Source organism: Bradyrhizobium sp. R2.2-H (assembly GCF_004346455.1).
In the GTDB taxonomy this organism is placed as follows: domain Bacteria; phylum Pseudomonadota; class Alphaproteobacteria; order Rhizobiales; family Xanthobacteraceae; genus Bradyrhizobium; species Bradyrhizobium diversitatis.
Map to the genome: position 1 here is coordinate 212,921 of NZ_SMBR01000009.1, position 24,726 is coordinate 237,646.

25 protein-coding genes are annotated in these 24,726 nt (G+C 64.4%); 9 read left to right on the forward strand and 16 right to left on the reverse strand.

The features are described from left to right. Positions 1-14: 14 nt before the first annotated feature. Positions 15-317, reverse strand: a complete 303-nt coding sequence (locus EDE08_RS38565) for a hypothetical protein (protein ID WP_165936111.1) — start codon at positions 315-317, stop codon at positions 15-17. On the opposite strand from EDE08_RS38565, the gene EDE08_RS23820 reads away from it, so the two are divergent. Continuing rightward, positions 274-633 (forward strand): hypothetical protein, encoded by a 360-nt coding sequence (locus EDE08_RS23820; protein ID WP_131871181.1) that lies wholly within the window; start codon positions 274-276, stop codon positions 631-633. The two genes, EDE08_RS38565 and EDE08_RS23820, sit on opposite strands and share 44 nt — an antisense overlap. 103 nt (positions 634-736) lie before the next feature. Beyond that, positions 737-1,132 (forward strand): hypothetical protein, encoded by a 396-nt coding sequence (locus EDE08_RS23825; protein WP_131871180.1) that lies wholly within the window; start codon positions 737-739, stop codon positions 1,130-1,132. Positions 1,133-1,312: 180 nt separating this feature from the next. Here the strand turns inward: EDE08_RS23825 and EDE08_RS23830 are convergent, their stop codons facing one another. The 6 genes from EDE08_RS23830 to EDE08_RS23855 form a co-directional block, all read right to left on the reverse strand. After that, the gene (locus EDE08_RS23830; protein WP_131871179.1) at positions 1,313-1,807 is read right to left on the reverse strand and encodes a hypothetical protein; all 495 of its coding nucleotides are present in this window, start codon (positions 1,805-1,807) and stop codon (positions 1,313-1,315) included. Positions 1,808-2,159: 352 nt separating this feature from the next. Beyond that, entirely contained in the window at positions 2,160-2,891 is a 732-nt protein-coding gene (locus EDE08_RS23835) for an aspartate/glutamate racemase family protein (RefSeq protein ID WP_131871382.1), read from the reverse strand. A 36-nt stretch (positions 2,892-2,927) separates the two neighbouring features. Further along, positions 2,928-3,806: an ABC transporter permease gene (locus tag EDE08_RS23840; protein ID WP_131871178.1), complete on the reverse strand. Its 879-nt coding sequence runs from the start codon at positions 3,804-3,806 to the stop codon at positions 2,928-2,930. Positions 3,807-3,809: 3 nt separating this feature from the next. Next, on the reverse strand, positions 3,810-4,769 hold the full coding sequence (locus EDE08_RS23845) for an ABC transporter permease (RefSeq protein WP_131871177.1): 960 nt from the start codon (positions 4,767-4,769) through the stop codon (positions 3,810-3,812). A gap of 4 nt (positions 4,770-4,773) precedes the next feature. Continuing rightward, positions 4,774-6,063 (reverse strand): ABC transporter substrate-binding protein, encoded by a 1,290-nt coding sequence (locus EDE08_RS23850; RefSeq protein WP_131871176.1) that lies wholly within the window; start codon positions 6,061-6,063, stop codon positions 4,774-4,776. A 46-nt stretch (positions 6,064-6,109) separates the two neighbouring features. Beyond that, positions 6,110-7,096, reverse strand: a complete 987-nt coding sequence (locus EDE08_RS23855; protein WP_131871175.1) for an ABC transporter ATP-binding protein — start codon at positions 7,094-7,096, stop codon at positions 6,110-6,112. Between the two features lie 254 nt (positions 7,097-7,350). Between EDE08_RS23855 and EDE08_RS23860 the strand changes: the two genes are divergently transcribed. After that, a complete protein-coding gene (locus tag EDE08_RS23860; protein ID WP_131871174.1) occupies positions 7,351-8,061 on the forward strand; it encodes a GntR family transcriptional regulator in 711 nt (236 codons plus the stop codon). Between the two features lie 12 nt (positions 8,062-8,073). On the opposite strand, the gene EDE08_RS23865 is transcribed toward EDE08_RS23860, so the two are convergent. Next, positions 8,074-8,793 carry a TetR/AcrR family transcriptional regulator gene (locus EDE08_RS23865; RefSeq protein ID WP_245524870.1) on the reverse strand — a complete coding sequence of 240 codons (720 nt, stop codon included), beginning with the start codon at positions 8,791-8,793 and terminating at the stop codon, positions 8,074-8,076. Between the two features lie 139 nt (positions 8,794-8,932). Here EDE08_RS23865 and EDE08_RS23870 point away from each other — a divergent pair, with 139 nt between their 5' ends. Genes EDE08_RS23870 through EDE08_RS23880 form a run of 3 tightly spaced genes read left to right on the forward strand, consistent with a single transcriptional unit; the run spans position 8,933 to position 14,703 of the window. Then, positions 8,933-10,468, forward strand: coding sequence for an efflux transporter outer membrane subunit (locus tag EDE08_RS23870; protein WP_131871380.1), 1,536 nt, complete (start codon positions 8,933-8,935; stop codon positions 10,466-10,468). After that, a complete protein-coding gene (locus tag EDE08_RS23875; protein ID WP_245524871.1) occupies positions 10,465-11,580 on the forward strand; it encodes an efflux RND transporter periplasmic adaptor subunit in 1,116 nt (371 codons plus the stop codon). Before EDE08_RS23870 ends, EDE08_RS23875 begins: the two co-directional genes overlap by 4 nt. 60 nt (positions 11,581-11,640) lie before the next feature. Further along, positions 11,641-14,703, forward strand: coding sequence for an efflux RND transporter permease subunit (locus tag EDE08_RS23880; RefSeq protein WP_131871173.1), 3,063 nt, complete (start codon positions 11,641-11,643; stop codon positions 14,701-14,703). A 76-nt stretch (positions 14,704-14,779) separates the two neighbouring features. Here EDE08_RS23880 and EDE08_RS23885 read toward each other — a convergent pair whose 3' ends face one another. Continuing rightward, positions 14,780-15,007: a hypothetical protein gene (locus EDE08_RS23885; protein ID WP_131871172.1), complete on the reverse strand. Its 228-nt coding sequence runs from the start codon at positions 15,005-15,007 to the stop codon at positions 14,780-14,782. Between the two features lie 69 nt (positions 15,008-15,076). Further along, positions 15,077-15,277, reverse strand: coding sequence for a hypothetical protein (locus EDE08_RS23890; RefSeq protein ID WP_131871171.1), 201 nt, complete (start codon positions 15,275-15,277; stop codon positions 15,077-15,079). Positions 15,278-15,527: 250 nt separating this feature from the next. Between EDE08_RS23890 and EDE08_RS23895 the strand changes: the two genes are divergently transcribed. Then, positions 15,528-17,297, forward strand: coding sequence for a CYTH and CHAD domain-containing protein (locus EDE08_RS23895; protein ID WP_131871170.1), 1,770 nt, complete (start codon positions 15,528-15,530; stop codon positions 17,295-17,297). Between the two features lie 118 nt (positions 17,298-17,415). On the opposite strand, the gene EDE08_RS23900 is transcribed toward EDE08_RS23895, so the two are convergent. The 5 genes from EDE08_RS23900 to EDE08_RS23920 form a co-directional block, all read right to left on the reverse strand. After that, on the reverse strand, positions 17,416-18,042 hold the full coding sequence (locus EDE08_RS23900) for a transglutaminase-like cysteine peptidase (protein WP_165936136.1): 627 nt from the start codon (positions 18,040-18,042) through the stop codon (positions 17,416-17,418). A gap of 330 nt (positions 18,043-18,372) precedes the next feature. Next, positions 18,373-18,984: a PilZ domain-containing protein gene (locus tag EDE08_RS23905; RefSeq protein WP_061882830.1), complete on the reverse strand. Its 612-nt coding sequence runs from the start codon at positions 18,982-18,984 to the stop codon at positions 18,373-18,375. Between the two features lie 69 nt (positions 18,985-19,053). Beyond that, on the reverse strand, positions 19,054-20,220 hold the full coding sequence (locus tag EDE08_RS23910) for an MFS transporter (RefSeq protein WP_131871168.1): 1,167 nt from the start codon (positions 20,218-20,220) through the stop codon (positions 19,054-19,056). 77 nt (positions 20,221-20,297) lie between these two features. Next, positions 20,298-21,515, reverse strand: coding sequence for an MFS transporter (locus EDE08_RS23915; protein ID WP_131871167.1), 1,218 nt, complete (start codon positions 21,513-21,515; stop codon positions 20,298-20,300). A 207-nt stretch (positions 21,516-21,722) separates the two neighbouring features. Next, positions 21,723-22,238, reverse strand: a complete 516-nt coding sequence (locus EDE08_RS23920; RefSeq protein ID WP_245524872.1) for a nuclear transport factor 2 family protein — start codon at positions 22,236-22,238, stop codon at positions 21,723-21,725. Positions 22,239-22,323: 85 nt separating this feature from the next. Here EDE08_RS23920 and EDE08_RS23925 point away from each other — a divergent pair, with 85 nt between their 5' ends. Next, positions 22,324-23,475 (forward strand): zinc-binding dehydrogenase, encoded by a 1,152-nt coding sequence (locus EDE08_RS23925; protein ID WP_131871166.1) that lies wholly within the window; start codon positions 22,324-22,326, stop codon positions 23,473-23,475. 108 nt (positions 23,476-23,583) lie between these two features. Continuing rightward, entirely contained in the window at positions 23,584-24,006 is a 423-nt protein-coding gene (locus tag EDE08_RS23930) for a VOC family protein (protein WP_131871377.1), read from the forward strand. Positions 24,007-24,039: 33 nt separating this feature from the next. Here the strand turns inward: EDE08_RS23930 and EDE08_RS23935 are convergent, their stop codons facing one another. Then, on the reverse strand, positions 24,040-24,393 hold the full coding sequence (locus tag EDE08_RS23935; protein ID WP_131871165.1) for a cupin domain-containing protein: 354 nt from the start codon (positions 24,391-24,393) through the stop codon (positions 24,040-24,042). Positions 24,394-24,726: the final 333 nt, after the last annotated feature.

Consider the following 24,726-nt stretch of genomic DNA (forward strand, 5'->3'; position numbering starts at 1 on the left):
CACGGAGCGGGCCCTCATCGTCCCTCGGATTTGCGCGCTTCGATCGCGCCTGCCACCTTCTCGTGACCGGCGGCCCAGAGTGCATGTTCGTCGCTGCCGTTGAGGTAGGATTGGCTTCGGCCGGAATATTTTCGCGCGCGGCGCGCTCGCCCTCTGCAAAGGGATCGCGATCGATCGTCGTGATTTGCTTCCCTCGCTTTCAAGCTGATGTGACGGCATTTGTTTCGGAACAGCTCTTGATAGCGGCCGTTGACCGGCAAAGGAGGACTTCCGATGGCCAGATCGTCTGCAAGAGGTTCAATCAAGACTACGATCATGATCCTCGTACTCGCGACCTTGCCCGCCTTATCGTTCGCGCAAACGACCGGCGGCTCTGCCGGATCGAGTGGAAGCTCAGTGGGACCAACCGGAGGCTCAGTGGGATCGACTGGAGGCTCGGTCGGGTCGACCGGAGGCTTTGCCAATTCGCCAGTTCCGCCGCCGGGTCTCAACAGCCTGGGTACGGCTCAATCATCCGGCCCTGGCTCCGGAGTCACCACCGGCATCGGCGGAGGTGAGGCGACAGATGCCGCCGTCAATGCCGAGAACCGGCAGCTCGACAGGAAAATCAAGAGCATCTGCCGCGGCTGCTGACGCTCGCGCGGAAGTGAGACAGCGTGGCTGTCACGAGTTCCCAACTGACGTTAGCTTGGTCCGGCTTTGAAGCGTGGAGTGTGTCCACGCGGAGGATCGAGTGATGTTACGCAAGATGATCGTGACGGCGCTGACTGTGGCGGCGTTCGGACTGTTGGCGCCGCAGGCGGCTGAGGCGCGCGGTGGGTTTGGACATGGTGGAGGCTTCCATGGCGGCGGCTTCCATGGTGGAGGCTTTCGCGGCGGTGGCTTCCATGGGGGAGGCTGGGGGCATCGCCACTGGCATGGCGGCGGCTTCTGGCCAGGTGTCGCAATCGGCGCGGGTTTCGTCGGTGCCGGCTACTACGGCGGCTATTACGGCTACGGTTATCCCTACTACGGCGATCCCTACTATTACGGCCCCGGCTACAACGACGGTTACGGAGGCTGCTATGTCGCGCGAAAGCGCGTCATGACGCCGTCGGGATGGCGGTACCGTCGGGTCGACGTCTGCGAGTGAGACCGCAATAACCTGTTAAAGAACAAGGCCGTTGACGCAGTATACCGTCAACGACCTTGCCAGCCCCGGATATTGAAATCGGCTCACGCCATCCGGTAGCTGTCAACATCGCGCGGAATCCTACGGGCGAATGTGATCCAGTTCACAAGTGGCGAAAATAAAGTTCCCGCGGCTGTCGGCTCAGCTGCGCGACCGCTTGCGCGCGCCGGCCTGGACCCGGTGCCTTGCCGGTTTCCTGCGGGTAACCGACGGTGTCTCGACCTCGGTCGCCCGCGCACTGGCAAATGACTGGCGCAAGCCGTCGATGGATTCGTTCAGGGCGGCGACCTGCTCTGACAGACGCTTGGTATCGGCCTGTTGCGCGGCGAGCAGCCGCTTCATGGTCAGGAGCTGATCCTGCACCACTTGGAGCTGGTCGATCGATTCCTGCTGGGTCGCCTCCAGACCCTTGGTCTTCTCGACCAACTGCTCGGACGCCTGGGCCGCGCGCGCTTGGAGCTGCCGCGATGCCACCATGCGGTCGCTCTCAGGGGCGGCGCCGGTATAGGCACGCCAGATCGCGATTGAAGTCACGCCCGCGATCAGGAGCAAGAGGGCTGCAGCGGTCAGCGCGATGGGCTGACCCCCGAGGCGAAGCAGGGAGGTGGACGGGGTGTCCCGGGCGAGATCGATCATCGCTGACAAAACCCAAATGGAAACTTGGCGAATGGCGAAGACCGGCAACCCAGAGGGCCACCGGGGCGTCCCGAAAGCCTTAAGTTTCGGCAAGGAATAGGACCAAAAAGAGGCTGATTGGGATTAATGGGAGGGGCGGGGGCAAAAAGAGGTTCAATAGCACCTTTTTCGCGGTGTTTTCACGAGATTCGCTCAATCCGGGGCGCCGGCGTCCGCCCGAGGACGCGTTGCTGATCCGGTCGTCGGGGCTGCGCTCGTCAGTGATTCCGCATCAGAATCGGTAGGCGAGGCCATCGCGGTGTGGGTGCGGGTCGGGCACACTGACCCTGTCCATAGGTATCTGCTGCTGCGCCTACGGCTGAAACTGCGACAACAATCCATCATAGGGCTTCGATCGCGGCGCGGCATAGGGGCCGAGCCGGGAGGTCTTCAGCCCCAGCCGCACCAGTGATTCCGCCAGCGTCACCGCAGCAGTGACGCCGTCGACCACGGGCAGGCCGTGCGTGGCGGCGAGCTCAATGGCGAGGTCGGCCATGCCGGCACAGCCGAGCACGATGGCTTCGGCGCGGTCGTCGCGGATCGCGGCCGTGATCTCCGCCGAAATCTTACCAAGTGCATCGGTGTCGCGCTCTTCCAGTGCGAGCACCGGCACGTCGGCCGCCCGGACGCGGGCGCAGCGCTCGGCGAGTCCGTATTTCCTCAGATTGTGCTCGATCGGCACGATAGACACACCGAGCGTCGTCACCACGGCAAAGCGCGCGGCGATCAGGCTCGCCATGTGGAAGCCGGCTTCGCCGATGCCGATCACCGGCGCTTTCGCGGCGGCGCGCGCGGCGTCGAGGCCAGTGTCGTCGAAGCAGGCGATGACGTGCGCTTCCGCGCCGTCGCGGTCGGCTTCGCGGATGCAGCCGAGCATGCCGGGGACTGCGAAGGCTTCGTCGTAAAACCCCTCGATCGAAACCGGGCCCATCGTCGGCTGACGCGCGTCGATCACCGTGCCGGGCAGGGCGACGCCGCGCGCCGCAGCGGCGATCTTCGCCGTCATCGACGCGGTGGTGTTGGGGTTGACGACGTGCAGCCGCATCGGATCAGACAAGTCCCCTGTCAGACGAGCGCTTTGTTAGACGAGTCCTTGGCCGGCGTCCGAACCCTTGGCCGCCTGCCGCTTGTTGAGCATGTGGATGGTGCCGAGCGCAAGGGCGATCATCGTGAACGAGACGGCCGAGATCACGGTGCCGAGCGCATAGATGTCGGGGTTCGTCACGGTGGTGGTGAGGCCCTGCAGATCGAGCGGCAATGTATTCACTGCGCCGATCGCCTGGCTGGAGCGGGCGAGCTCGTCCCATGACAGCGTGAAGCCGAACAGGCCGATGCCGATCACCGACGGCAGGATGATCGGAAGCACGACATAGCGGAACGTCTGCCACGGCGTCGCGCCGAGATCGCGGGCGGCCTCCTCGAGGCGCGGGTCGAAACGGTTGAAGATCGCAAACATGATCAGGAGGCCGAACGGCAGTGTCCAGGTCAGGTGCGCGCCGAGCCCGGAGGTGAGCAGGCCCATCGAGGTCTCGAAATTCTCGTTCCAATGCGCCTTGATCAAATCGTCGATGATGCGGAATTCGAGGGATATGCCGAGCGAGGTGATGATCGAGGGCACGATCAGGCTCGCGATCGCCGAATAGAACAGGACGCTTTGCGCCTTGAATTTGCGGCGGAAAGCCATGCCCGCGGCGACCGACAGCACGACGGTGACGATCATCACGATGATGCCGAGCAGCAGCGAGCGGCGGAAGGCTGCGCCGAGATCGACGATGCCGGTGCCCTGGAACAGCTTTGCGATCCAGAAGGTCGAGACGCCGTTCATCGGGAAGGTGAGGCCGCCCTGTGGCCCCTGGAACGACAGCACGTAGATCGCGATCATTGGGCCATAGAGGAACAGCACATAGGCCGCGAAGAAGATCGCGAGCACGTAGAAAGAGCGCGGACGTCCTTCCTTCATGCTCTAGAGCTCCTTCTTGATGTCGACGATGCGCGACATCATGGTGATGATCAGGAAGGTGATGACGAGCAGGATCACGGCGTTGGCCGCTGCCGCGGGGAATTGCAGCGCGTTGACCCGCGTCTCGATGATCTTGCCGGCGGCGGCGATCTGCTGCCCCCCCATCACGCCGATGGTGATGAAGTCGCCCATCACGATGGTGATGACGAAGATCGAGCCGATCACGATGCCGGGTTTTGCGAGCGGAATGATGACGTCGACAAGGGTCTGGAAGCCGGTGGCGCCGGCGTCATAGGCCGCCTCGATCAGCGACTTGTCGATACGCACCATGGAATTGAAGATCGGCACCACCATGAAGAAGGTGAAGAGATGCACCAGCGCCAGGACGACGGAGAATTCGGAGAACAGCAGCCATTCGATCGGGTGGTTGATCAGGCCCGTCTTCATCAGGCCTGAGTTCACCAGCCCGTTGCGCCCGAGCAGTGGAATCCAGGCGATCATCCGGATCACGTTGGAGGTCCAGAACGGGATCGTGCACAGCAGCGACAATCCCATCTGCCATGTCTTGGACTTGACGTGGAAGGCGAGGAAATAGGCCACCCAGAATCCGATGAACAGCGTGATGGCCCAGACCAGGAAGCACAGCTTCAGCGTCTTCAGATAGGTCTTGCCGATCGTGCAGAGGTCGGGAAGCTGCGCGATGCAGCCCTCGAACGTGTCGGTGTAGCCGCGGCCCGAGAAGGTCGGCAGCAGCTGGTATTCGTTGTAGTCCCAGAACGAAACGATGACGACGAAGACGAGCGGGATCAGGAAGAAGGCGAGAAACACCAGCATCATCGGCCCGGCCTGGAGCCAGGAGATGAAAGACGGTGATAGTCGCGCCGTCTTGCTGCGGCGCGCCGTCTCCGATCCCCGGACGAGGTCCGGGGATGCGTGATCCAGGATGTCCTCGGAGGTGTCCATCACGTCACGCCGCGATGAACTCGTTCCACTTGCGGACCATGTAGTCGTTCTCGTCCATCACCGCGTTCCAGCAGGCGACGGCGCCCATGCGGTCCTCGTAGGAGCCGCCATCGCGCACCGCGCCAGCCTTCTCGAGCAGCGAGCCGTCGGGCGCCTTGATGTCCTTCTCGGCCGGTTTGCCTTCCATCCAGTAGGCCCACTCGTAGGGCTCCATGTGCGCCTTCGCGGTAGAGAGGACGGCGGAGTAATAGCCCTGGCGATTGAGATAGGCGCCGGCATAGCCGGACAGGAACCAGTTGACGAACTCATAGGCCCATTCGAGCTTTGCGCCCGAGACTCCCTTGGAGACGCAGAAGCCCGAGGCCCAGGAGCGGTAGCCTTCCTTGAGCGGCTGGAAAGTGCAGGGGATGCCCATCGAGCGCACCTTCGTCACCGCCGGCGACCACATCGACTGGATCACGGTCTCGCCCGAGGCCATCAGGTTGACGCTCTCGTTGAAATCCTTCCAGAAGGCGCGGAACTGACCGGCCTTCTTGGCTTCGGTCATCACCTTCATGGTGAGATCGATCTCTTGCTTGGTCATGTTGCCCTTGTCGGCATATTTGTACTTGCCGGAGGCTTCCACGACCATCGCGGCGTCCATGATGCCGATCGAGGGGATGTTGAGGATCGAGGCCTTGCCCTTGAACTCGGGGTTGAGCAGCTCGGACCAGGAATTGATCGGCCGCTTGATCAGGTCGGGGCGGATGCCGAGCGTGTCGGCGTTGTAGACGGTCGGGATCAGTGTCACGAATTCGGTCGGCGACGTCGCGAACTTCTTGGAGTCCTTGCCTTCGAGGTAGAGCACCTTCCAGGGCGCGGTGCCCTGGCCGCCGATCTTCTTGCCGCCGGGCGTCTCGCCCTTGGTGAACACCGGCGTGATGTTGTCGAACTGTTTGATCTTCCTGGCGTCGAGCGCGAGGATGTTGCCCGACGGCACGATCTTCTTCAGCGAGAAATATTCGGTGTCCAACACGTCGAAGGAATTCGGCTGGGTCATCACGCGCTTGGTGACGTCGTCGGTGGTCGCGGTGATGTATTCGATCTTGATGCCGGTGTCCTTCAGGCACTGCTTGGCGATGTCGTCGCCCTCGTTCACGGCGGTGCCGAGATAGCGCAGCACCTTCGCGTCGGCCGACTTCACGTAGGGAAAGCCGGTGATCGCCCCCGAGCCGGCGGCGAGGCCGGCGAGACCTGCGGTACCCTTGAGCAGCGTGCGGCGGCTGACGCCCTTCGTCCAGGTGGTCTCGGTCATGTCATCACTCCTCTGTTGCGCATTCCATTCCGGTGATTGATCGGCGCTATTGCAGGGGTTGCGCCTTGGCGGGATCCCAGGTGGCCAGCACGCGATCGCCCGGACGGAACGGGTGGACGTCGAAGGCGGCCTCGGGAAGGTGGGAGAACAGGGCGGTGCCATCGTCGAGCGTGAGCGAAACGGCGATGTAGGAGCCCTGGTACTCGGTCTGGGTCAGCAGCGCCGGCGCGCCGAACGCGCCGTCGGCGAACGGCACGATGCCGAGCTGATCGGCGCGCACGGCGATGAGCTTGCCGGCGTCGCTGAGGACATTGTGGCCGCCGATGAAGCGGGCCACGAATTCGGTGCGGGGATGATGGAAGATGTCGCGCGCCGTGCCCTGCTGCTCGATCCGGCCCTGGTTCATCACCACGATGTGGTCGGCGAGGGCCATCGCCTCTTCCTGACCGTGGGTGACTTGTATGAAGCTGATGCCGAGCTCGCGCTGCAGCCGCTTCAACTCGCCGCGCATCTTCACCCGCAGGAACGGATCCAGCGCGGAGAGCGGCTCGTCGAGCAGGAGGATCTGCGGCTCGGTAATCAGCGCGCGGGCGAGCGCGACGCGCTGCTGCTGGCCGCCGGAGAGCTGCGCCGGGAGGCGGCCTGCATATTGGCTCATCGCGACCAGCTCGAGCAGTTCGCCGGCGCGCCTGTGGCGCGTCGGCTTGTCGATGCCGCGCATCTTCAAGGCGAAGGCGACGTTGTCGAGCACGGAGAGGTGCGGAAACAGCGCGTAGGACTGGAACATCATCGCCGTGCCGCGCTTGGCCGGCTCGAGGTCGGTGACGTTCTGCGCGCCGAGGATGATGTCGCCCTCGCTGACCGCCTCGTGGCCCGCGATCATGCGCAGGGTCGAGGTCTTGCCGCAGCCGGAGGGGCCGAGCAGGCAGCAATAGGTGCCGGCCGGGATCTTCAGGTTGACGTTGTCGACCGCCAGCGTGGTGTCGTAGCGCTTGGTGACGGCGACCAGTTCGAGGGCGGCGGGAGTGGCCATGGCGTGTCCGAGCAGGGGCGATGCTTTCCGTCTCTCTCCGCAAGCTCCGTGCCAACAACCCTCAGCCAACCGATTTCAGAAAACTGTGCGTGGAGTCAGATCGTTAGGTCAATTCCGACTCCGGCTGGCCGGCCGCCGCCGGCGCATCCCTCTGCACACAAAACGGGCGCAGATTGTATAAAGTTTCGCCTGTGATTGGATACAGCTCGTCGACTACCATTCGGCCGAACGTCGCCGATCGAGCCCTCACACCAATGGCCGCCAAGACCCGCCCGAAATCCGATGCCCCAGATGCGAGCGATCGGGTCAGCCGTATCCGGGAGGGCGTGACCGCCGCGATCCTCGAACATCGCCTGCTGCCGGGCACGAAGCTCGGCGAGGACGAAATCGGCGATATCTACGGCGCAAGCCGCACGCTGGTGCGCACCGCGCTGCAGCAGCTCGCGCATGAGGGCATCGTCAACATCGAGAAGAACCGCGGCGCCTTCGTCGCGCGCCCGACGCCTGTCGATGCCCGCGAAGTGTTCGAGGCGCGGCGCCTGATCGAGCCTGCCATCGTCGATCACGCGATCGATGCGGCGTCGCCGGCCTGGCTCGATCGCCTGCAGCGCCATCTCGCCGAGGAGCGCGAGGCGGAGCTGCGCGGCGATGCGCGCGCCTCGGTGCGGCTCTCCGGCGAGTTTCATCGTCTCGTCGCCGAAATGAGCGGCCACAGCATCTATCTCGGATTCCTGAAGGAGCTGATCGCGCGCTCCTCGCTCATCATCCTGCTCTATCGCCGCCACGACACGCCGGCCTGCGGCACCGATCATCACGCGAGAATCGTCGAGGCGATCGGCCGGCGCGACGGCGAGGCCGCGCGCGCGCTGATGTTGTCGCATCTGCAGGAGATCGAGGCCGAACTGTTCCTGAAGGAGCTCGGCGCAGTGGATTGGCGGCTCGCCGACGTGCTGCTGGGCGCCTGAGGGGGCCTGATACTAGCGGCGTGCAGATGCCTTCGCCGGGTTTCGCCGCGTCTGCTTCACCGCCGCGGGACGTCGCTCATAGGCCGCGAGAAACACGTTGATGCCATTCTCGATCAGTGCGCGATGGCGGGCCGGGCTCGGCGTCTTCATCGAGAGAGTCCATTTCAGGATCTCCTTGCCCTGGATCAGACTGAGAAACTGCGTCGCCGCCATGGCGACGTCGGGAACGTCGACAAGGCCCTGCGCCTGCGCTGCACGCAGGAAGGCAGCCATTTCGGCGTCGCAGCGCTCCGGTCCGGACTTCATGAAAACCTCCGCCACGCGCGGATAGCGCGAGGCGCAGGACATCACGAGTCTGTGCACGGCAAGCCCGCGCTGGTCGAGAAAGGCTTCGAGGAACGTCGTGCCAATGGCGTGGAGTTCTGCCCTGAGATCGATCTTGCCGCCGTGGTCACGCCATAGCGTCTTCGGTCCGAAGCGCTTGCACTCCTCATTGACGAGCGCGAGCAGCAGATCGTCCTTGTCGTCGAAATGAACGTAGAGCGTAGCCTTCGAGACCCCGGCCTCGCGCGCGATCGCGTCCATGCTGGTGGCATCGAAACCCTGATCGAGAAAAAGAACGCGAGCGCTGTCGAGAATCTGGCCGTGCTTGGCCCTGGCGCGCGGCTTCTGACTCCTATCGGCCAGTTCTTTGGTCTCTCGCATCTGCGCCTTATGCACTGTCGTCGTCATTGACCCGTAACCCCACGGCTTGACTTTTGGTTCCAACCTGCAACATACAGCCACTCGGGAAAAAACTAAACGGTTTAGTTCTTTGACACCTTCTTCTTCAGGCAGGCCCGGACGCGTCCCCTTCCTCGCAGGAGAGCGGCTGCCGGCGCGGGCCTCGGCCTGGGCCGGCGTCTCGCTCTGCGGTGTTGTGCTGGCGTCCTGTGCCGTCGGACCGGACTTCGTGTCGCCGGCCGGACCGGCCGTAAACGGCTACACACGCGAGCAGCGCCCGGCCGCCACCACGAGTGCGCCGGTGACCGGGGGCAATTCGCAGGGCTTCGAAGCGGGCAGGGACATTCCCGGCGCCTGGTGGGCGCTGTTCCGGTCGCGGCAGCTCAACGCCTTCGTCGAGGAAGCCATCCGCAATCATCCCGACGTGCAGGCGGCGCAGTTCGCCCTTCGCTATGCGCGGGAGAATACGCTGGCGCAACAGGGCAGCCTGTTTCCGCAAGTGTCCGGCAGCGCCTCGGCGGAGCGTGACCGGACGAGCACGTCGCAGTCGGGGGTGTGGCCGGCGCAAGGTTCGACCTACACGCTCTACAACGCTTCGGTCAGCGTATCCTACGCGCTCGACATCTGGGGCGGCACGCGGCGGCAGGTCGAGGCGCTGCAGGCCCAGGCCGACTATCAGGGCTTCAAGCTCGAAGCGACCTACCTCGCACTCACCGCCAACGTGGTGACGGCCGCGATCACGGATGCCTCGCTCCGCGATCAAATCCTTGCGACGGAGGAGATCATCAAGGCGGAGTCGGATCAGCTGGCGCGCATCCAGCGCCAGTTCGACATCGGTGCGATCTCGAAATCCGACCTGCTGTCGCAAGAGGCGACGCTGGCGCAAGCCAAGGCGACGCTGGCTCCTCTGCAGAAGCAGCTGGCGCAACAGCGCAACCAGTTGATGGCCTATCTCGGCCGGCTGCCGAGCCAGGACCGCGGCGAGCATGTGCGGCTGGCCGATCTGCGCCTGCCCGGGCGGGTGCCAGTGTCGCTGCCCTCGAAGCTGGTGCGGCAGCGGCCGGACATCCGTCAGGCCGAGGCGACCTTGCATCAGGCGACCGCGACCGTCGGTGTCGGCATCGCCGACCTGCTGCCGCAGCTCACGCTCTCGGGCAGCTACGGCGCCACCAGTCCCGAGCGGCTGTTCTCGCCAGAGACGATCGTCTGGAGCGCCGCTTCCAGCGTCAGCCAGAAGATCTTCGACGGCGGAACGCTGTACCACACCAAGGAAGCCGACGTGGCGGCGTTCGAGCAGGATCTCGCGCTCTACAAGAGCACCGTGGTGACCGCGTTCCAGAACGTCGCGGATTCCCTGCGCGCCATCCAGTACGACGCCGCGACGTTGAAGGCGCAGGCCGCGGCCGAGAAGGCGACGGCCGACAGCCTCGCGATGGCGGTCGAGCAGTTCAAGACCGGCGCCGTGCCGTACGCCAACATCATCAATGCGCAGCAATCCTACCTCAACGCACGGGTGTCGCGCGTCAAGGCGCAGGCGACCCGCTTCACCGACACCGCCGCGCTGTTTCAGGCGCTCGGCGGCGGCTGGTGGAATCGCGTGGATGAAACGCCGGACGCGCTGCCGCGCGCCAATGCCGGTTACTTCGCCGGCGTCGACAAGAAGACCGAGGACGCGTTGCGATGATCAAGCGGATGACAATCATGCTGTGCGGGATGGCGGTCCTGTTCGGCGGCCTTTATGGATTCCAAGCCTTCAAGGAGATCATGATCAGGCGGGCCATCGGCGCGTTGGCCAATCCGCCGCAGACCGTCTCCACCGTCGTGGCCGCGAATGCACCATGGCAGTCCAGCCTGAGCGCGGTCGGCTCGCTGCGCGCCGTCAACGGCGCCGATCTCGCGCTCCAGGTCGCCGGCATCGTGCAGAGCATCGAGTTCTCCTCGGGTGACAGCGTCACGGCGGGACAGACCCTGCTGTCGCTGGTGGCGACCGACGACCTCGCCAAGCTGCGCTCGCTGCAGGCGACGGCGGAGAACTACGCGATCGTGCTCAAGCGCGACGAGGAGCAGATCAAGTTCAACGCGGTCAGCCAGGCGACGGTCGACAGCGACAGGGCCAACCTGAAGAACGCCCAGGCCCTGGTGGAGCAGCAGAAGGCGCTGCTCGAGCAGAAGACGCTGAAGGCGCCGTTCTCCGGGCGCCTCGGTATCCGCGCCGTCGATCTCGGCCAGTACCTTTCCGCCGGAACCAGCATCGTCACGCTGCAGAGTCTCGATCCGATCTATGTCGACTTCTACCTGCCGCAGCAGGCGCTGGCCTCGATCCGCATCGGGCAGGACGTATCGGTCGCGGTCGATGCCTTTCCGGCCGAGCGGTTCACCGGGCAGATCACGGCAGTCAACGCCAAGGTGGATTCGAGCAGCCGCAACGTCCAGGTTCGCGCCACCTTGCGCAATGGCGGGGCCCGGCTGCTGCCTGGCATGTTCGCAAAGGTCGAGATCGCCGTCGGCAAGCCGGAGGAGGTCGTCACCGTCCCGCTCACCGCGATCGTGAACAATTCCTACGGCGATCTGGTCTACCTCGTCGACGATCTTCATGACGGGCAGGGCACCGCACGGCAGATGTTCGTCAAGACGAGGCCCCCGAAAGGTGACCGCGTCGCGGTCAACGATGGCATCAAGCCGGGCGAGACCGTGGTCATCGCCGGCCAGCTGAAGCTGCGCAACGGCAGCCCGGTCAAGATCGACAATTCACACGTGCCGCAGGCCGAGGCCGCGCCGAACATCGTCGATCAGTAGGCTTCGCGACGGCGCGAGAATACCGCAGCAACGAGTGGCGACAAACGAGTTCAGGACAAGATGCGTTTCACCGATATCTTCATCCGCCGGCCGGTGCTGGCGCTCGTGGTCAGCGCCCTGATCCTCGTGCTCGGCCTGCGCTCGATGGCGACGCTGTCGATCCTGCAATACCCGCGCACGCAGAACGCCATCGTCACGGTGAGCACCGCCTATGCCGGCGCGGATTCCGACATCATCGCCGGCTTCATCACGACGCCGCTCGAAAACGCCATCGCCCAGGCGAACGGCATCGACTACATGACCTCGAGCAGCGTCACCGGCTCCAGCACCATCACGGTCAATCTGCGGCTGAACTACGATTCCGGCAAGGCGATGACGGAGATCAACGCCAAGGTCAATTCGGTGCTCAACCAGTTTCCGACCGGAACGCAGCAGCCGACGCTCACGCTCAAGGTCGGCCAGACCATCGACGCGATGTATATCGGTTTCGCCAGCGAGGTGCTGGCGCCGAACCAGATCACCGACTATCTGACGCGCGTGGTTCAGCCGCGGCTGCAGGCCGTCGCCGGCGTGCAGACCGCAGAACTGCTCGGCGCCAAGAAGTTCGCACTCCGCGCCTGGCTCGATCCGGACAAGCTGGCGGCCTACGGCCTCACCGCAAGCGACGTCTCGACGGCGCTCTCGGGAAACGATTACATCTCCGGCCTCGGCACGACCAAGGGCCGGCTGGTGCAGGTTGACCTTGCGGCCTCGACCAACCTCCATTCGCTGGAGCAGTACCGCAACCTCGTGGTCAAGACCGTCAACGGCGCCATCATCCGCCTGCGCGACGTTGCCAACGTCACGCTCGGCAACGACGACTACGACAGCGAAACGAAGTTCAACGGCAAGACGGCGGTCTATATCGGCATCCAGACGGCGCCCACGGCCAATCTGCTCGACGTCATCAACGGTGTGAAGGCGGTCCTGCCCGACATCAAGGCGCAGCTTCCGAACGGTCTGGTCGGCGAGGTGCTCTACGACTCCACCGACTTCGTCAATTCCTCGATCGACGAAGTGGTCCACTCGCTGGTGGAAGCGGTGCTGATCGTGATCGTGGTGGTGTTCCTGTTCCTGGGATCGTGGCGATCGGTCCTGATTCCGGTCATCGCGATCCCGCTGTCGCTGATCGGAACGTTCGGGCTGATGCTGCTGATGGGCTTCTCCATCAATCTGTTGACCCTGCTTGCACTCGTGCTCGCCATCGGGCTCGTGGTGGATGATGCCATCATCGTCGTGGAGAGCGTGCATCGGCTGATCGACGAAGGCGTCGCGCCGGTCGAGGCGGCGATCCAGTCCGCACGCGCGCTGGCAAGCCCGATCATCGCCATGACCGTGGTTCTGATAGCGGTCTACGTGCCCGTGGGATTCCAGGGCGGCCTCACCGGCGCGCTGTTCACCGAGTTCGCCTTCACGCTCGCAGGCGCGGTCACGGTATCTGCGGTGATCGCGCTGACGCTGTCGCCGATGAACTGCGCCTGGCTATTGCGCAAGACCGAGCGCGACGCCACGAACTGGGAGGCGCGCCTGGTCCGGACGATCGACCACGTGCTGGAGTGGCTTTCTGGCGCCTATCGTCGCCGGCTGGAGGCCGTCTTTGCGATGAAGCCGGTCGTGGCCGTGTTCGCACTGCTGTTGCTGGCCGGCATTCCCTGGCTCTACGCGACCTCGACCAGCGAGCTCGCGCCCGACGAGGACCAGGGGGTCGTGCTCTCGCTGACCACCTCGGCGCCCTCAGCGACGCTTCAGCAGCGGCAATTCTACAGCCAGCAGATCTACGATCTCGTGGCCAAGCGCCCGGAAACGAAAACGCTCTTCCAGATCGACACGCCCACCCAGGCGATCGGAGGCTGGGTGCTCAAGCCCTGGGACCAGCGCAGCCTGACCACGAAGACTCTCCAGCCGGATTTCCAGAACCTGCTCAACACTATCGCCGGCACGCGCTCGGTCGCCTTCCAGCCGTCGCCGCTGCCCGGCAGCAACGGCCTTCCGATCCAGTTCGTGATCGGTACGACCGGTTCCTACAACGAACTCGACCAGGTCTCGCGCAACTTCATGGTGCAGGCGCTGAAGAGCGGCCAATTCATCTTCCTCGATACCGACCTGAAAATCGACAGGCCCCAGACGCTGGTCTCCTTCGACCGCGACAAGGCCGGTGATCTCGGCCTGAAGATGAGTGATCTCGGCGGTGCGCTCGCGACCATGCTCGGCGGCAATTACCTCGATTATTTCAGCCTGGACGGCCGCTCCTACAAGGTGATTCCTCAGGCCAAGCAGAACGATCGGCTGACGGCAGACCAGTTGCTCGGCTACTACATCAAGGCGAGCGACAATTCGATGGTGCCGCTCTCGACCGTCGCCCAGCTGGAGAACAGGACCGTTCCGCAATCGCGCAATCATTTCCAGCAGATCAATGCGGCGACGATCTCGGGCGTTGCGATGCCGACGGTGTCGATGGGCAGCGCGCTCGCCACGCTCAAGGATCTCGCGAAATCCTTGCCGGCCGGGTACACGGTCGATTTCGGCGGCGCCTCGCGGCAGCTCGAACAGGAGTCGGGCGGCTTCGTCACGACGTTCGCTTTCGCCGTGATCATCATCTTCCTGGCGCTGGCGGCGCTGTTCAACAGCTTCCTCGATCCCGTCATCATCCTGGTATCGGTGCCGATGTCGCTCGCCGGCGCGCTGATCTTCATCAGCCTCGGCATCGGCGGCGCGAGCCTCAACATCTATACCCAGGTTGGGTTGCTCACACTGATGGGCCTCGTCAGCAAGCATGGCATTCTGATGGTCGAGGTCGCCAACGAGTTGCGCGCGGCCGGGAAGGGGGTGACCGAGGCGATCATCGAGGCGGCGACGATCCGGCTGCGGCCGATCCTGATGACCACCGCGGCGATGGTGCTCGGCGTCGTTCCGCTGATCACCGCGAGCGGCGCGGGCGCGGTGTCGCGCTACAACATGGGCCTCGTGATCGCGACCGGGCTGTCGATCGGCACGCTGTTCACGCTGTTCGTCGTGCCGGTCGCCTATGCTCTGATCGCGCGGCCAGCTGCGTCTCCGGCTCCCGCCGAGCCAGCGCCGGCATAGCCCAAGAAGTTGCGGCCGGCCTTTGGAAGAGGCTTGGCTGCGCTCGAACCGGTCTGGGACAGGGAGGCGGTCCACGTCAGCGATTGAGTTCGCTTTCGGCGGCAAGCTGCCCGTCAGGCGTGATCTCGTATTCGCCGTTCTGCTTGGTCATCCATCCTGACCTGACCATCTCTCGTGCGAGCTGGATCGAGCAGATCGGATGATTGCCTCCTGGGTGATACAGCCTGTCATTTCGGACGAGCAGGTGCCCGTACAATTGAGCCTGGCGCAGCGCCCTGCGCATCCCCGGTGATGGAGTCTTCATGCCGTTTCAAGCGCGAGGGCGATGAAGGTTCCTAATGAAGCGGTGGCCTTCATTTGGCATGCCCGTGGCTCAGAGATCAGAAACACCCGGCGCCGTGGTGCCGCCGCTCGAACGATATTTCTGCTCCTGACTGTCGGGAACCGGTTTCTTGGGGTGCGAATCTGTGGGAGTCGACGCCTCCGGCGGAGGGCTTGTCACAATCTCGGGCCTGCCATCGGGCAGGTGACTCCTAAGTGTCTCCAGAACCAGAAAGAATTTCTCGGCCAGCATGAAGCAAGCTCGTTGCTGCGTTGATCTCGATTTCGAGAACTGTGAGATTTCCTTTCTTGATAGGATCACTAACTGTATGCGACGCCAAGTGAAATCGAGAAGCCGCGCCGATTGTGACAGTCCTCGTCGAATCCCACGTTCGAGATGTCGCATGTGGACGATGATGCGTTGCGACGACACCTGACTATTCCTCGCGCGGCTCATCCGCTATATGCTTGCGCTCTGTCATCAAACTGTCACGCAACTCTCCATGCTCAAGTCAGATTCAACGACGGCTCGCAAGACTCCGGGCGCGCCGGATGGGAATCCGTCTCCGAAGGAGAACAAAGGAGCGCCCATCGTCGCCGGCTTCCTGAGGCAGATTGAACCCGCAGGACCAGACGCGGAGCCGGCGATCGAGGACGCTGTGAGCGAACGGACGCCGGCGCAAGAGGCGACGCCTGATCTGCAGCCAACCGAGTCGGGCAGCACCGCTCATCCCGCCGGCGAAATCGAGCTCAAGCTTCTCGTCGATGCCGATCGCATGGCGCATTTCGGCGCTGCGCCGGTCATCGCGGCGAATGCACGAAACAAGGGCTCGCACAAACGTCTCAAGTCCATCTATTACGACACGCCCGAGCGGGCGCTTCGTCGCGCCGGTCTGAGCTTGCGCGTCCGCCAGAGCGGCACGCGCTTCGTGCAGACCGTGAAGAGCGACGTTGTGGACGATCCGCTGCGTCGCGGCGAATGGGAAGCGAGTGTGCCGTCGCTTGCGCCCGATCTCGCTTTGGCGATGCCGTTCATTCCGGAGAAGCTGCGCGGCCAACTCGACACGCAGCCGCTCGAAGCGGTGTTCACGGCCGATATCCATCGGCACACGCGCATCGTCGACCTGCCGTCCGGCACGGTCGAGGTCGCCTTCGATCGGGGCGACCTGACCGCAGGCGGCAGGTCGATGCCGGTGAGCGAGATCGAGCTGGAGCTGAAGAGCGGCGGCGCGAGCGCAATCTACGAGATCGCGCTGCGCCTTGCGGAGCACGGAACGGTGAGGCCGTCCATCCGCAGCAAATCCGCACGCGGCTTCGACCTTGCCGCGGACCAGCCGCCGTCGGCACGCCGGCCGCGCAAGCTTGGCCTCGATCCCTCCGTTGCGCTCGACGAAGCCTTCGCGGCCATCCTGCGCTCCTGCTTCCTTCACCTGCTGCAATCGTTGCCCGCCGCCGAGGACGGTCGCAATTCGGAAGGCGTGCATCAGCTGCGCGTCTCGCTGCGCCGGCTGCGATCTGCGCTCGACCTGATGCGATCGGTCGGCGCGCTCGGCAACCTCGATGCGCTGCGCTCGGAAGCCAAATGGCTGGCGCAAGGCCTGTCCGCCGCGCGCGACTGGGACGTGTTCCAGCTCGACACCTTGCCGACGATCGCAAAGGCATGTCCGTCGGTCACCGGGTTCGATGCGCTCGCGCGGGTCGCGGCTCAGCGTCAGGCGGAAGCCTATCGCGGGGTCCGCAATGCGCTCGATGATCGCCGCTGCGCCCTTTTCCTGATCGGTCTCGGCGGCTGGATCGAGACGCGCGGCTGGCGCAACGGCGTCGCGCCCGAAGATCTCGGCCGGCTCGCCGAGCCCGCCGTCAATTTCGCGGAATGCGTCCTGTCCGAGCAGTATGCGAAGGTGCTCAAGCGCGGCCGCCGCTTCAAGTCGCTCACGGTCGACGAGCTCCACCGGGTGCGGCTCGCCACCAAGCGGTTGCGCTATCTCGGCGAGTTCCTGCTGCCGCTGTACGAGGATCGCAAGTCCGCGCGAAAATTCGCGCGCCGGCTCGCCGGCTTGCAGGAGGAGCTCGGCGTCTTCAACGACATGGCCGTGACGGCCTCATTGCTCGACGGGCTCGGCGCTGAAGATCGCGACAGCACCATTGCGGCGGCCGCGATCGCCGGCTGGCAGGCGCGGGCATCGATCGGCGTGCAGCAGGCGCTGCAGGATAGCTGGCGGGATTTCACCGCCGCACGCGTTCCCTGGACTCGCCAGGGCCAGCAGAGCTGATCGTGCATCCCCAAAAAAGTTGCGCCCAGCCATTGGGGGATGGCTGGGCGCGCGCGAACCGGTCTGGGACGGGGAGGGGTGGGGATGTGACCGGGCCGCGTAACTCGTTGTCTCGTTCCTACTGATCCTTGGCGCTGGCGGTGGAGACCGCCGGCTTGGTATCGCCGAGCGAGACCCAGACGTTGGGATCGCTCTGCGACTGGCGCTTGACGAAGCGGTAGCCGGTCTCCGTCCAGGCGACGACGTTCTCGTTCTGATTGTCGAGAACGAACTCGCCCTTGTCGGTCTTCACCGTCAGCGCCGCGTGGCCTTCGCCCTTCTTGTCGCGCACGACGGTGATCAGCAGGGCCTGGCGCGGCCATCCGGCGTCGATCAGCATCTTGCGCTTCAACAGCACGTAGTCTTCACAGTCGCCGTAGCCGTCTGATGGCAGCGACCACTTCTCGATCACGCCCCAGTGCTCCTGGTCGGTCAAAGGCTTGACGGTCTCGTTGACCCAGCGATTGACCTTGACGAGGTCGCGCCATGCGGCCTGCGACAGCACGATGTCGCGCGGCTGCATCGGTGCGCCCTGGCACTGGGCGGCGTTGTCCGCGCAGAACTCGACCCAGCCGATCGGCGCACGCGTGGTGTCGCCGAGGCTCGCGTAGAGCAGACGGCTTTCGCCAGCCTGCGCCGCCGCGCTGATCCCGAAGAGCATGGCGACCAGCGCCAGCCTCTTCCCCTGTCCCCTGAAGTCAAACATTGCGGTCCCCGTTTCTTGTTGGGACCACATTTCGCATGGAGCTTTTGAGTTGCCGCTAAGTCAACCAAGTCAAGTCGAGACGAATGCAAGTAAAAGGCGCAGCGAATTCGATCTATACTTGAATCGAATTCGAATAAAATTCGATATGACTGCAATCGATTCAAATTTTACCGATTAACGCGAAAACGCTGGCGGAAGCGGCATTCGCGCCCAACCGCGACCGACGCGTTAACCGCAAGGCGGCCGCCGCGGGACGTGAAAAAGGCGGCGTCCGCATCCCGGAGGCCGCCTTCCAGATTGGAAGTAATGAGGTTTTCGCGTCCGCGCGCTTTACCGCGCGGTAACGCTCTCTTCGAGTGTCTCGATCGGCTGCTCGTGCAGGAACTCCAGCGCGAAGCCGTCTTCGATGTTTCGGACCACGCGGCCCTGGACCCGGCCGAGCAGAACCGTCGATTTCAGCGGCGGGCGGTTCTCCGCGGCAATGGCAGCACCGGACAAGGAAAGGTCGATGATGCGGCACGTCATCTTGGTGCCGTCCTCGAGCGTCAGCACCGCGATGGGGTTGCGCGGCACGATACGGTCGTGGCGGCGGTCCTCCGGCAGGTTGAGGATGTCGCGATTGGCGAGCCAGGTCAGCTGGGCCGCAAGCTTGTCGCGCTTCCTCGGCGTCGCGCCGATCGTCATGGCGAAGCCGTTGTCGATGATGCGGGTGATCTTGCCCTCGACGCGGCCGATATGGTCGAGATAGGCGACGACGCGGTCGCCGACATTGCCGATGCCGGGCGCGAGCAAAGCGAGGCCGCCCGGCGACATGTTGATCACCTGGCAGGGGAATTCCCGGCGGTCCGGCAGCATGTAGCGGCCGAGCAGGTGCACCTTCACCCGCTGGAAGCGCCTGCGCTCCTCGGCGGCCGGAAGAAATTTTTTGTTCGCCAACGCCATTTTCAACACCCGACCCCCCGCCCGGGCGGAGTCCGGGACGACCCTAAGGTGCATAGGGTTAATGCCGCGTTAGGATTGGGCGCGGCGGCAACGGACAGACACGATGCGCTCGAAAAGCCACATCAGGGGCGGGCACGCCAGCACCGTCAGCGCGCCGAGGTCGAGCGCGACCGCGGCAGTCCCGGCCGATTTGGCGAGCCGCCCAGCCACCGCCGGGCCCAGCATCATGGTCGCATAGAAGAGGGTGTAGAACACGCCCATCCCGATCGCCCTGGTGTCCGGGGCGAGCACGCGGGCGGCGAGGCTCATGATCGGGCCGGCCGGATGGCCTCCGATCAGGCCGATCAGGATCAGGATGGTGATCACCGCGTCCGATCGCGGCAGCCAGGCCAGCAGTCCTGCCACGATGAGGCTGGCCCCGATCGCCAATATAAAGGGTCGCTTGAAGCGGTCGGCGAGATAGCCGCCTGCTGGCACAGAGATCACCGACAACCACATCACGACGCTGATCGCCGAGCCCGCCGCGGCGATGCTCCAGCCGCGCTCGGCCAATAGCGTCGGGCCGAACGAGAAGATCATGGCGAAGCCGACATTATAGAGGCCCCAGATCACTCCGGCGACGACCACCGCCAGCAGGGCGAGCGGATCGAGCCGGCTCGAGCCGGCCGCGCTGACGGCAGCTCCGGGTGGCGGCTGGTAGAACGCGACCAGCAGAATGCCGATCGCGGTCAGTGCGCCCGCGGACAGGAATACGGCGCCCGCACCATGGGCGGTGCCGATCGCCGGCAGCACCAGCAGCGAGATCGCGACACCGGCCGGCCAGGAATTGACGAAGATCGCCATCGCGGTCGCGATCTCCTTTCCGGCGAACCAGTCGGCGGCCATCTTGGTAAGCTGCACCGTCAGCAGCACGCCGCCGGCGCCGGAGGCGAGCCGGCCCGCCATCTGCCAGCTCCAGACGTCGGTGACGGCCATGACGAGGCTGCCCGCAGTCATCAGCAGCAGCGCGGCGATGGTGGTCGGCTTGTCGCCGAGCGTGCGGCCGATCGCGCCGCCCGGCAGCGCAAGCACCACGCCCGGCGTGAAATAGAGCCCGATCAGGATGCCGATATCGGCAAGGCCGACGCCGAAGGTCTGTTGCAGCAGCGGGGCGACCGCCGCAACACTCTGGAACTGGAACGCGATGGTGAGGCGCACGACGAACAGGATCGCAAGAATGCCCCAGCGATTGCGCAATGCCCCATCTCCCAAAAGACTTGAGCGTGCGGTGAGGGGACGCCGGAGTCAATCGGCTGTGTCGTAACGCTGCGCCCTCACGCCGCCTTCGCCGCGCGCTGATACAGCAAGAGCAGCAGCGCCAGCAGCACGGCGGCCGAGAGCCCGAGCGACCAGTGGATGCCGATCGCCGCGCCTGCTACCCCGACCGTGATGCCGCTGAAGGCCCGCATGCCGAGCCCGGCCATGTTGTAAAGGCCGACGACGCGGCCGCGGATGTCGTGCGGCGCGTTCAGTTGCACCAGCGCCTGCGCCATGGTGTTGAAGGAGAGCTCGAAGAAGCCTGCAAGGAACAGCAGCGCAATCGCGACCGGATAGACCGGCACCAGTGCGAAGCCGAGCAGCGCCACGCTCCACAGCATCGCCAGCGTGATTGCGGTGCGCGGAGTGCCCTTCAGCCGTCCCCAGGATTCCAGTGCGATGCCGGCCAGCAGCGCGCCGGCCGCATCCGCCGCGAGCAGCACGCTGTAGGAGACGCCGGGATCGCCATGGCCGAGATCGCCGGCATAGCCCGGCATCTGGGCGTGATAGGCGTTGCCGATCATGAAGGAGGTGAGGCCGGCAAGCCACGTCATCGCCGACAGCACGGGCTGGGTGCCGATCGCGCGGATGGTGAGCACGATGTCGGCAAGGCCGCGCACGGCGAAGCGGCGCGCCGCCACGCTCTTGTCCCTGACCGGGGCCCAGAACAGCCAAAGCAGCATCGGCAGATAGAACAGCGTGTTGAAGATGATGCCGTGCGAGGGACCGAGCGTCAGCATGATGATGCCGCCGACCGCAGGTCCGACCAGGATGCCGAGATAGCGCGCCATAGCGTTCAGCCGCACCGCGCTCGGCAGATCGGCCGGGCCGACGAGGTCGTAGAGCAACAGCTGGTTCGGTGTCTGCCAGAGCACGCCGGCACAGCCGTGGATCACCAGGAGCAGCATCGCGTGCCACATCTGGATCGTATCGGTCAGGAAGAAGAGGCCCCATCCGGCGGAGGCGACGATGAACAGCAGCATGCCGCACTGGATGATGCGGCGCGGATCGAACCGGTCGGCGAGGCTACCGACCGCGACGGAGAACAGCAGGAACGGCAGCCAGTGCGACAGCACGGCAAACCCGCCCAGCGTCGGCGAATGGAATTTCTGGAACACCACCCAATAGCTGATCACATGCTCGATATTGTCCGCCATCATCGCCAGCACGTAAGAGGCGAACTGGAGACGGTAGGGCACGGACTTCATCGCCGCAAACGATCCGGATGCGGCCATGGGATTTTGGGGGAGGGGATTCACGGGATGACCTGAGTGGGACTCTTGGCGCCTTACACGTTCGCTGGCGACGGCTCAAGACTTTGCACGTGGACGAAGACCAGCCATGCCTTGCTTGGTAGCCGTGACTTCGTTGCGCTATCGACCGTGCTCCGGCGCCGCAAATCGCGACGGGCGGACGAGCGACGTCCCGAACCTGAGCTCTCCTCATTCCTTGCGGCGGGTCCAGCTTTCCTGGGGCTCGTCGGCCCATGTGGTTCCAAGACCAAGCATCGTGATCCAGGTCTCGGCCAGCTTGCCGCCCTCAATACGATAGCTTTGCATGCCGGCGCGACTACGCTTCTCGCCGGTCGTGGGATCTGGCCAAACGAATGCAAATCGGAACCACGCACGGTCGGTCGAGAAAGAATGATCATACACCACGACGCGGATTCCCGGCCGGTCTCGGTGCACAGTCTGCAATTCCGCAGCATACGCGTCCCGGGTGACGGTCCGGTCGCCTCCTTCGTCATGACGGATGTAATGCGATCCGACACAGTCCGGGATGAGGTCAAATCGCCCCTCATGCCAAACCCGCTCCCAGCGATCGAAGAGCGCGCGTGTGTTGTCTGTCATGGGCTCCCCGAAATGGATTTGCTGCGGCACTGCTTGCGTCGTTGCAAATATCTTGCCGAAATGCGGGCGCTTGCAGCGCAATGAGGGTGCGCCGGTCACATAGGCCACTTCCGCCTTCGCTGGCTGAGCTATGATAGCTTCGCGATACGTCCGCACCACAAATCACAACAAGCGGGGGATCGAGGAAACAGCCATGGAATCCATCCGCGTCTGCACCCATGCAGGGCCGGGCTCAGAGCCCGTCATCCGCACCGTGCCGTGGCCGAAGGTCGGCCGCAAGGGCGCGCTGATCAAGGTCGGCGCCTGCGGGGTCTGCGGCACCGATTTGCATATTCTGAAAGGCCATTGGCCGAAGCCGCTGCCATGGCCGTTCACGCTGGGCCACGAACTCGGTGGTGTCATCGTCGAATGCGGCGATGAGTTCACCGAGGACTTCATGAGCAAGCCGCTCGAGGTCGGCTCGAAGGTGATGATCCCGCCGCTGATGCCCTGCGGCCGCTGCTATTACTGCATCCACTATCCGCAGACCGCGAACAAGTGCCTGACCCCGGTCTATTACGGCCGCTATCTCGGCTTCGACAAGGCGCCGCACCTGTGGGGCGGCTGGGCCGAATACGTCTATGTCGATCTCGACATGCTGCCGGGCACCAAGATCTACAAGCTGCCCGACGACATGTCGTTTCGGCTCGGCGCACTGTCCGAGCCGCTGACTTCCTGCATCCGCGCCTTCAATCGCGCGACGCGCGCCGGCGGCTTCAGCTGGGGCGACACCGTGGTGATCCAGGGCTCCGGCCCGATCGGCATTCTGGCGGTCGCAGCCGCAAAGGAAATGGGAGCAGGGCGCGTCGTCTGCGTCGGCGCGCCGGAGGAGCCGCGGCTCAAGCTGGCGCGCGAGTTCGGCGCGGAGGCGACGGTGAACATCGAGGACCTCAAGTCGCCGCAGGAGCGCATCGCACGCGTACGGGAAATCGTCGGCGGCTTCGGCGCCGATCTCGTGATGGACTGCTCGGGCCACCCGACCGCCGGACCCGAAGGCATCGAGATGCTGCGCGACGGCGGCACCTATGTCGAGATGGGCCAGTTCACCGACGCCGGCTCGATCGACACCTCCTGGCACCGCATCTGCACCAAGGATATCAACGTGCTCGGATCCTGGGGTTTTACCGGCAACGATCTGCCGCTCGGCGTGGACATGCTCTACCGGACGCGCGACAAATACCCGTGGCTGAAGATGCAGACGATCTATCCGTTCACGGAAGAGGGCGTCGCGCAGGCGGTGAGGGATGCGATGGCGATGAAGACGGTGAAATCGACCATCGTGCCGTGGCCGGAGCTGGTGGGATGAGGATGCGTAGCCCGGATGAGCGAAGCGATATCCGGGGCCTTGCTGATGATTCCCGCATCTCGCTTCGCTCATGCGGGCTACGTGTCGGAGTTTGGATTGCACGATGAAATGACAAACGAAGAGACTGACGACCCAAACCGACGCTCCCCCTTCAGCGCCATCCGCGCCATTGACTACACCGTCATCTTCGTGCGCGACATGGCAGCGATGCGCCGCTTCTACGAAGACGTCCTCGCCTTTCCGCTGCTGCGCGAACTGTCGCCGAACTGGATCGAATACGGCTTGGGCAGCAACACGCTGGCCTTGGCGAGGCCGAGCCGGACTGCCTCCGATGCGCCGATCCCGGCGGGCAGCGCCTCGCTGCAACTGGCCTTCAAGGTCTCCGCCGCCGAAGTCGATCAATGCGCCGATGAACTGCTGCGTCAAGGCGTGGCGCTGCTGTCGCCGCCGACGGACCAGTCCTTCGGCCATCGCACGCTGTTCTTCCGCGATCCCGACGGCAATCTGCTCGAGGTGTACGCGGATATCTGAGCGCACGACCGATGACGCCGAGCAAGTGGTCCGCTATGCGAGCTTGCGGGCCGCTGCGGTTGCCTTGTCGCCGGTGTTCGGCGTCCCGGTCGGCTCGATCAGCAGAAGATGAACCTCCTCGCGGGCTACCGGGCGATGTTCGACCCCCTTGGGCACGACGTAGAGTTCGCCTGGACCGAGGGTTACCGTCCGATCCCGCAGTTCGATGTCCAGATTGCCTTTGAGGACGAGAAAGAAATCGTCAGTGTCGTCGTGCCTGTGCCAAGTGAACTCGCCCTTCACCTTCACTACCATCACGTCGCAATCGTTGAAGGTCGTGACCGTGCGCGGCGACCAGAAATCGTCAAAGGTCGCGAGCTTGCCGGCAAGCGATACTCCGTCGTTCATGTGTCCCTCGGTCTTGTTCTTCCGTCAGGCTCGATCTGGGATCGAATTGCCGATGCGGCAAGGGCTCGCATCCAGTGCCGCAGCTGCGTTTGACGGAGGGCGTCACGCGGTCATTCCCATGAGAATCCGGCCGGTCTCAGGTTAATGGAGGTGGCCGCAAGAGGCTGCTGCAACCTTGAGACGCGGCTCTCTGCGCCGAGCCATGCAACATAGGCATGGTGATTTCCGAGCGCTTGGCGTAAAGAGCGCCCAGATCAAATCGCCAGCGTGCGGCCAAGCCGTTCGCCGCGCATGCAGCTCAGGTTCGCCGGATCACCGTTCCGCGCCTGAATC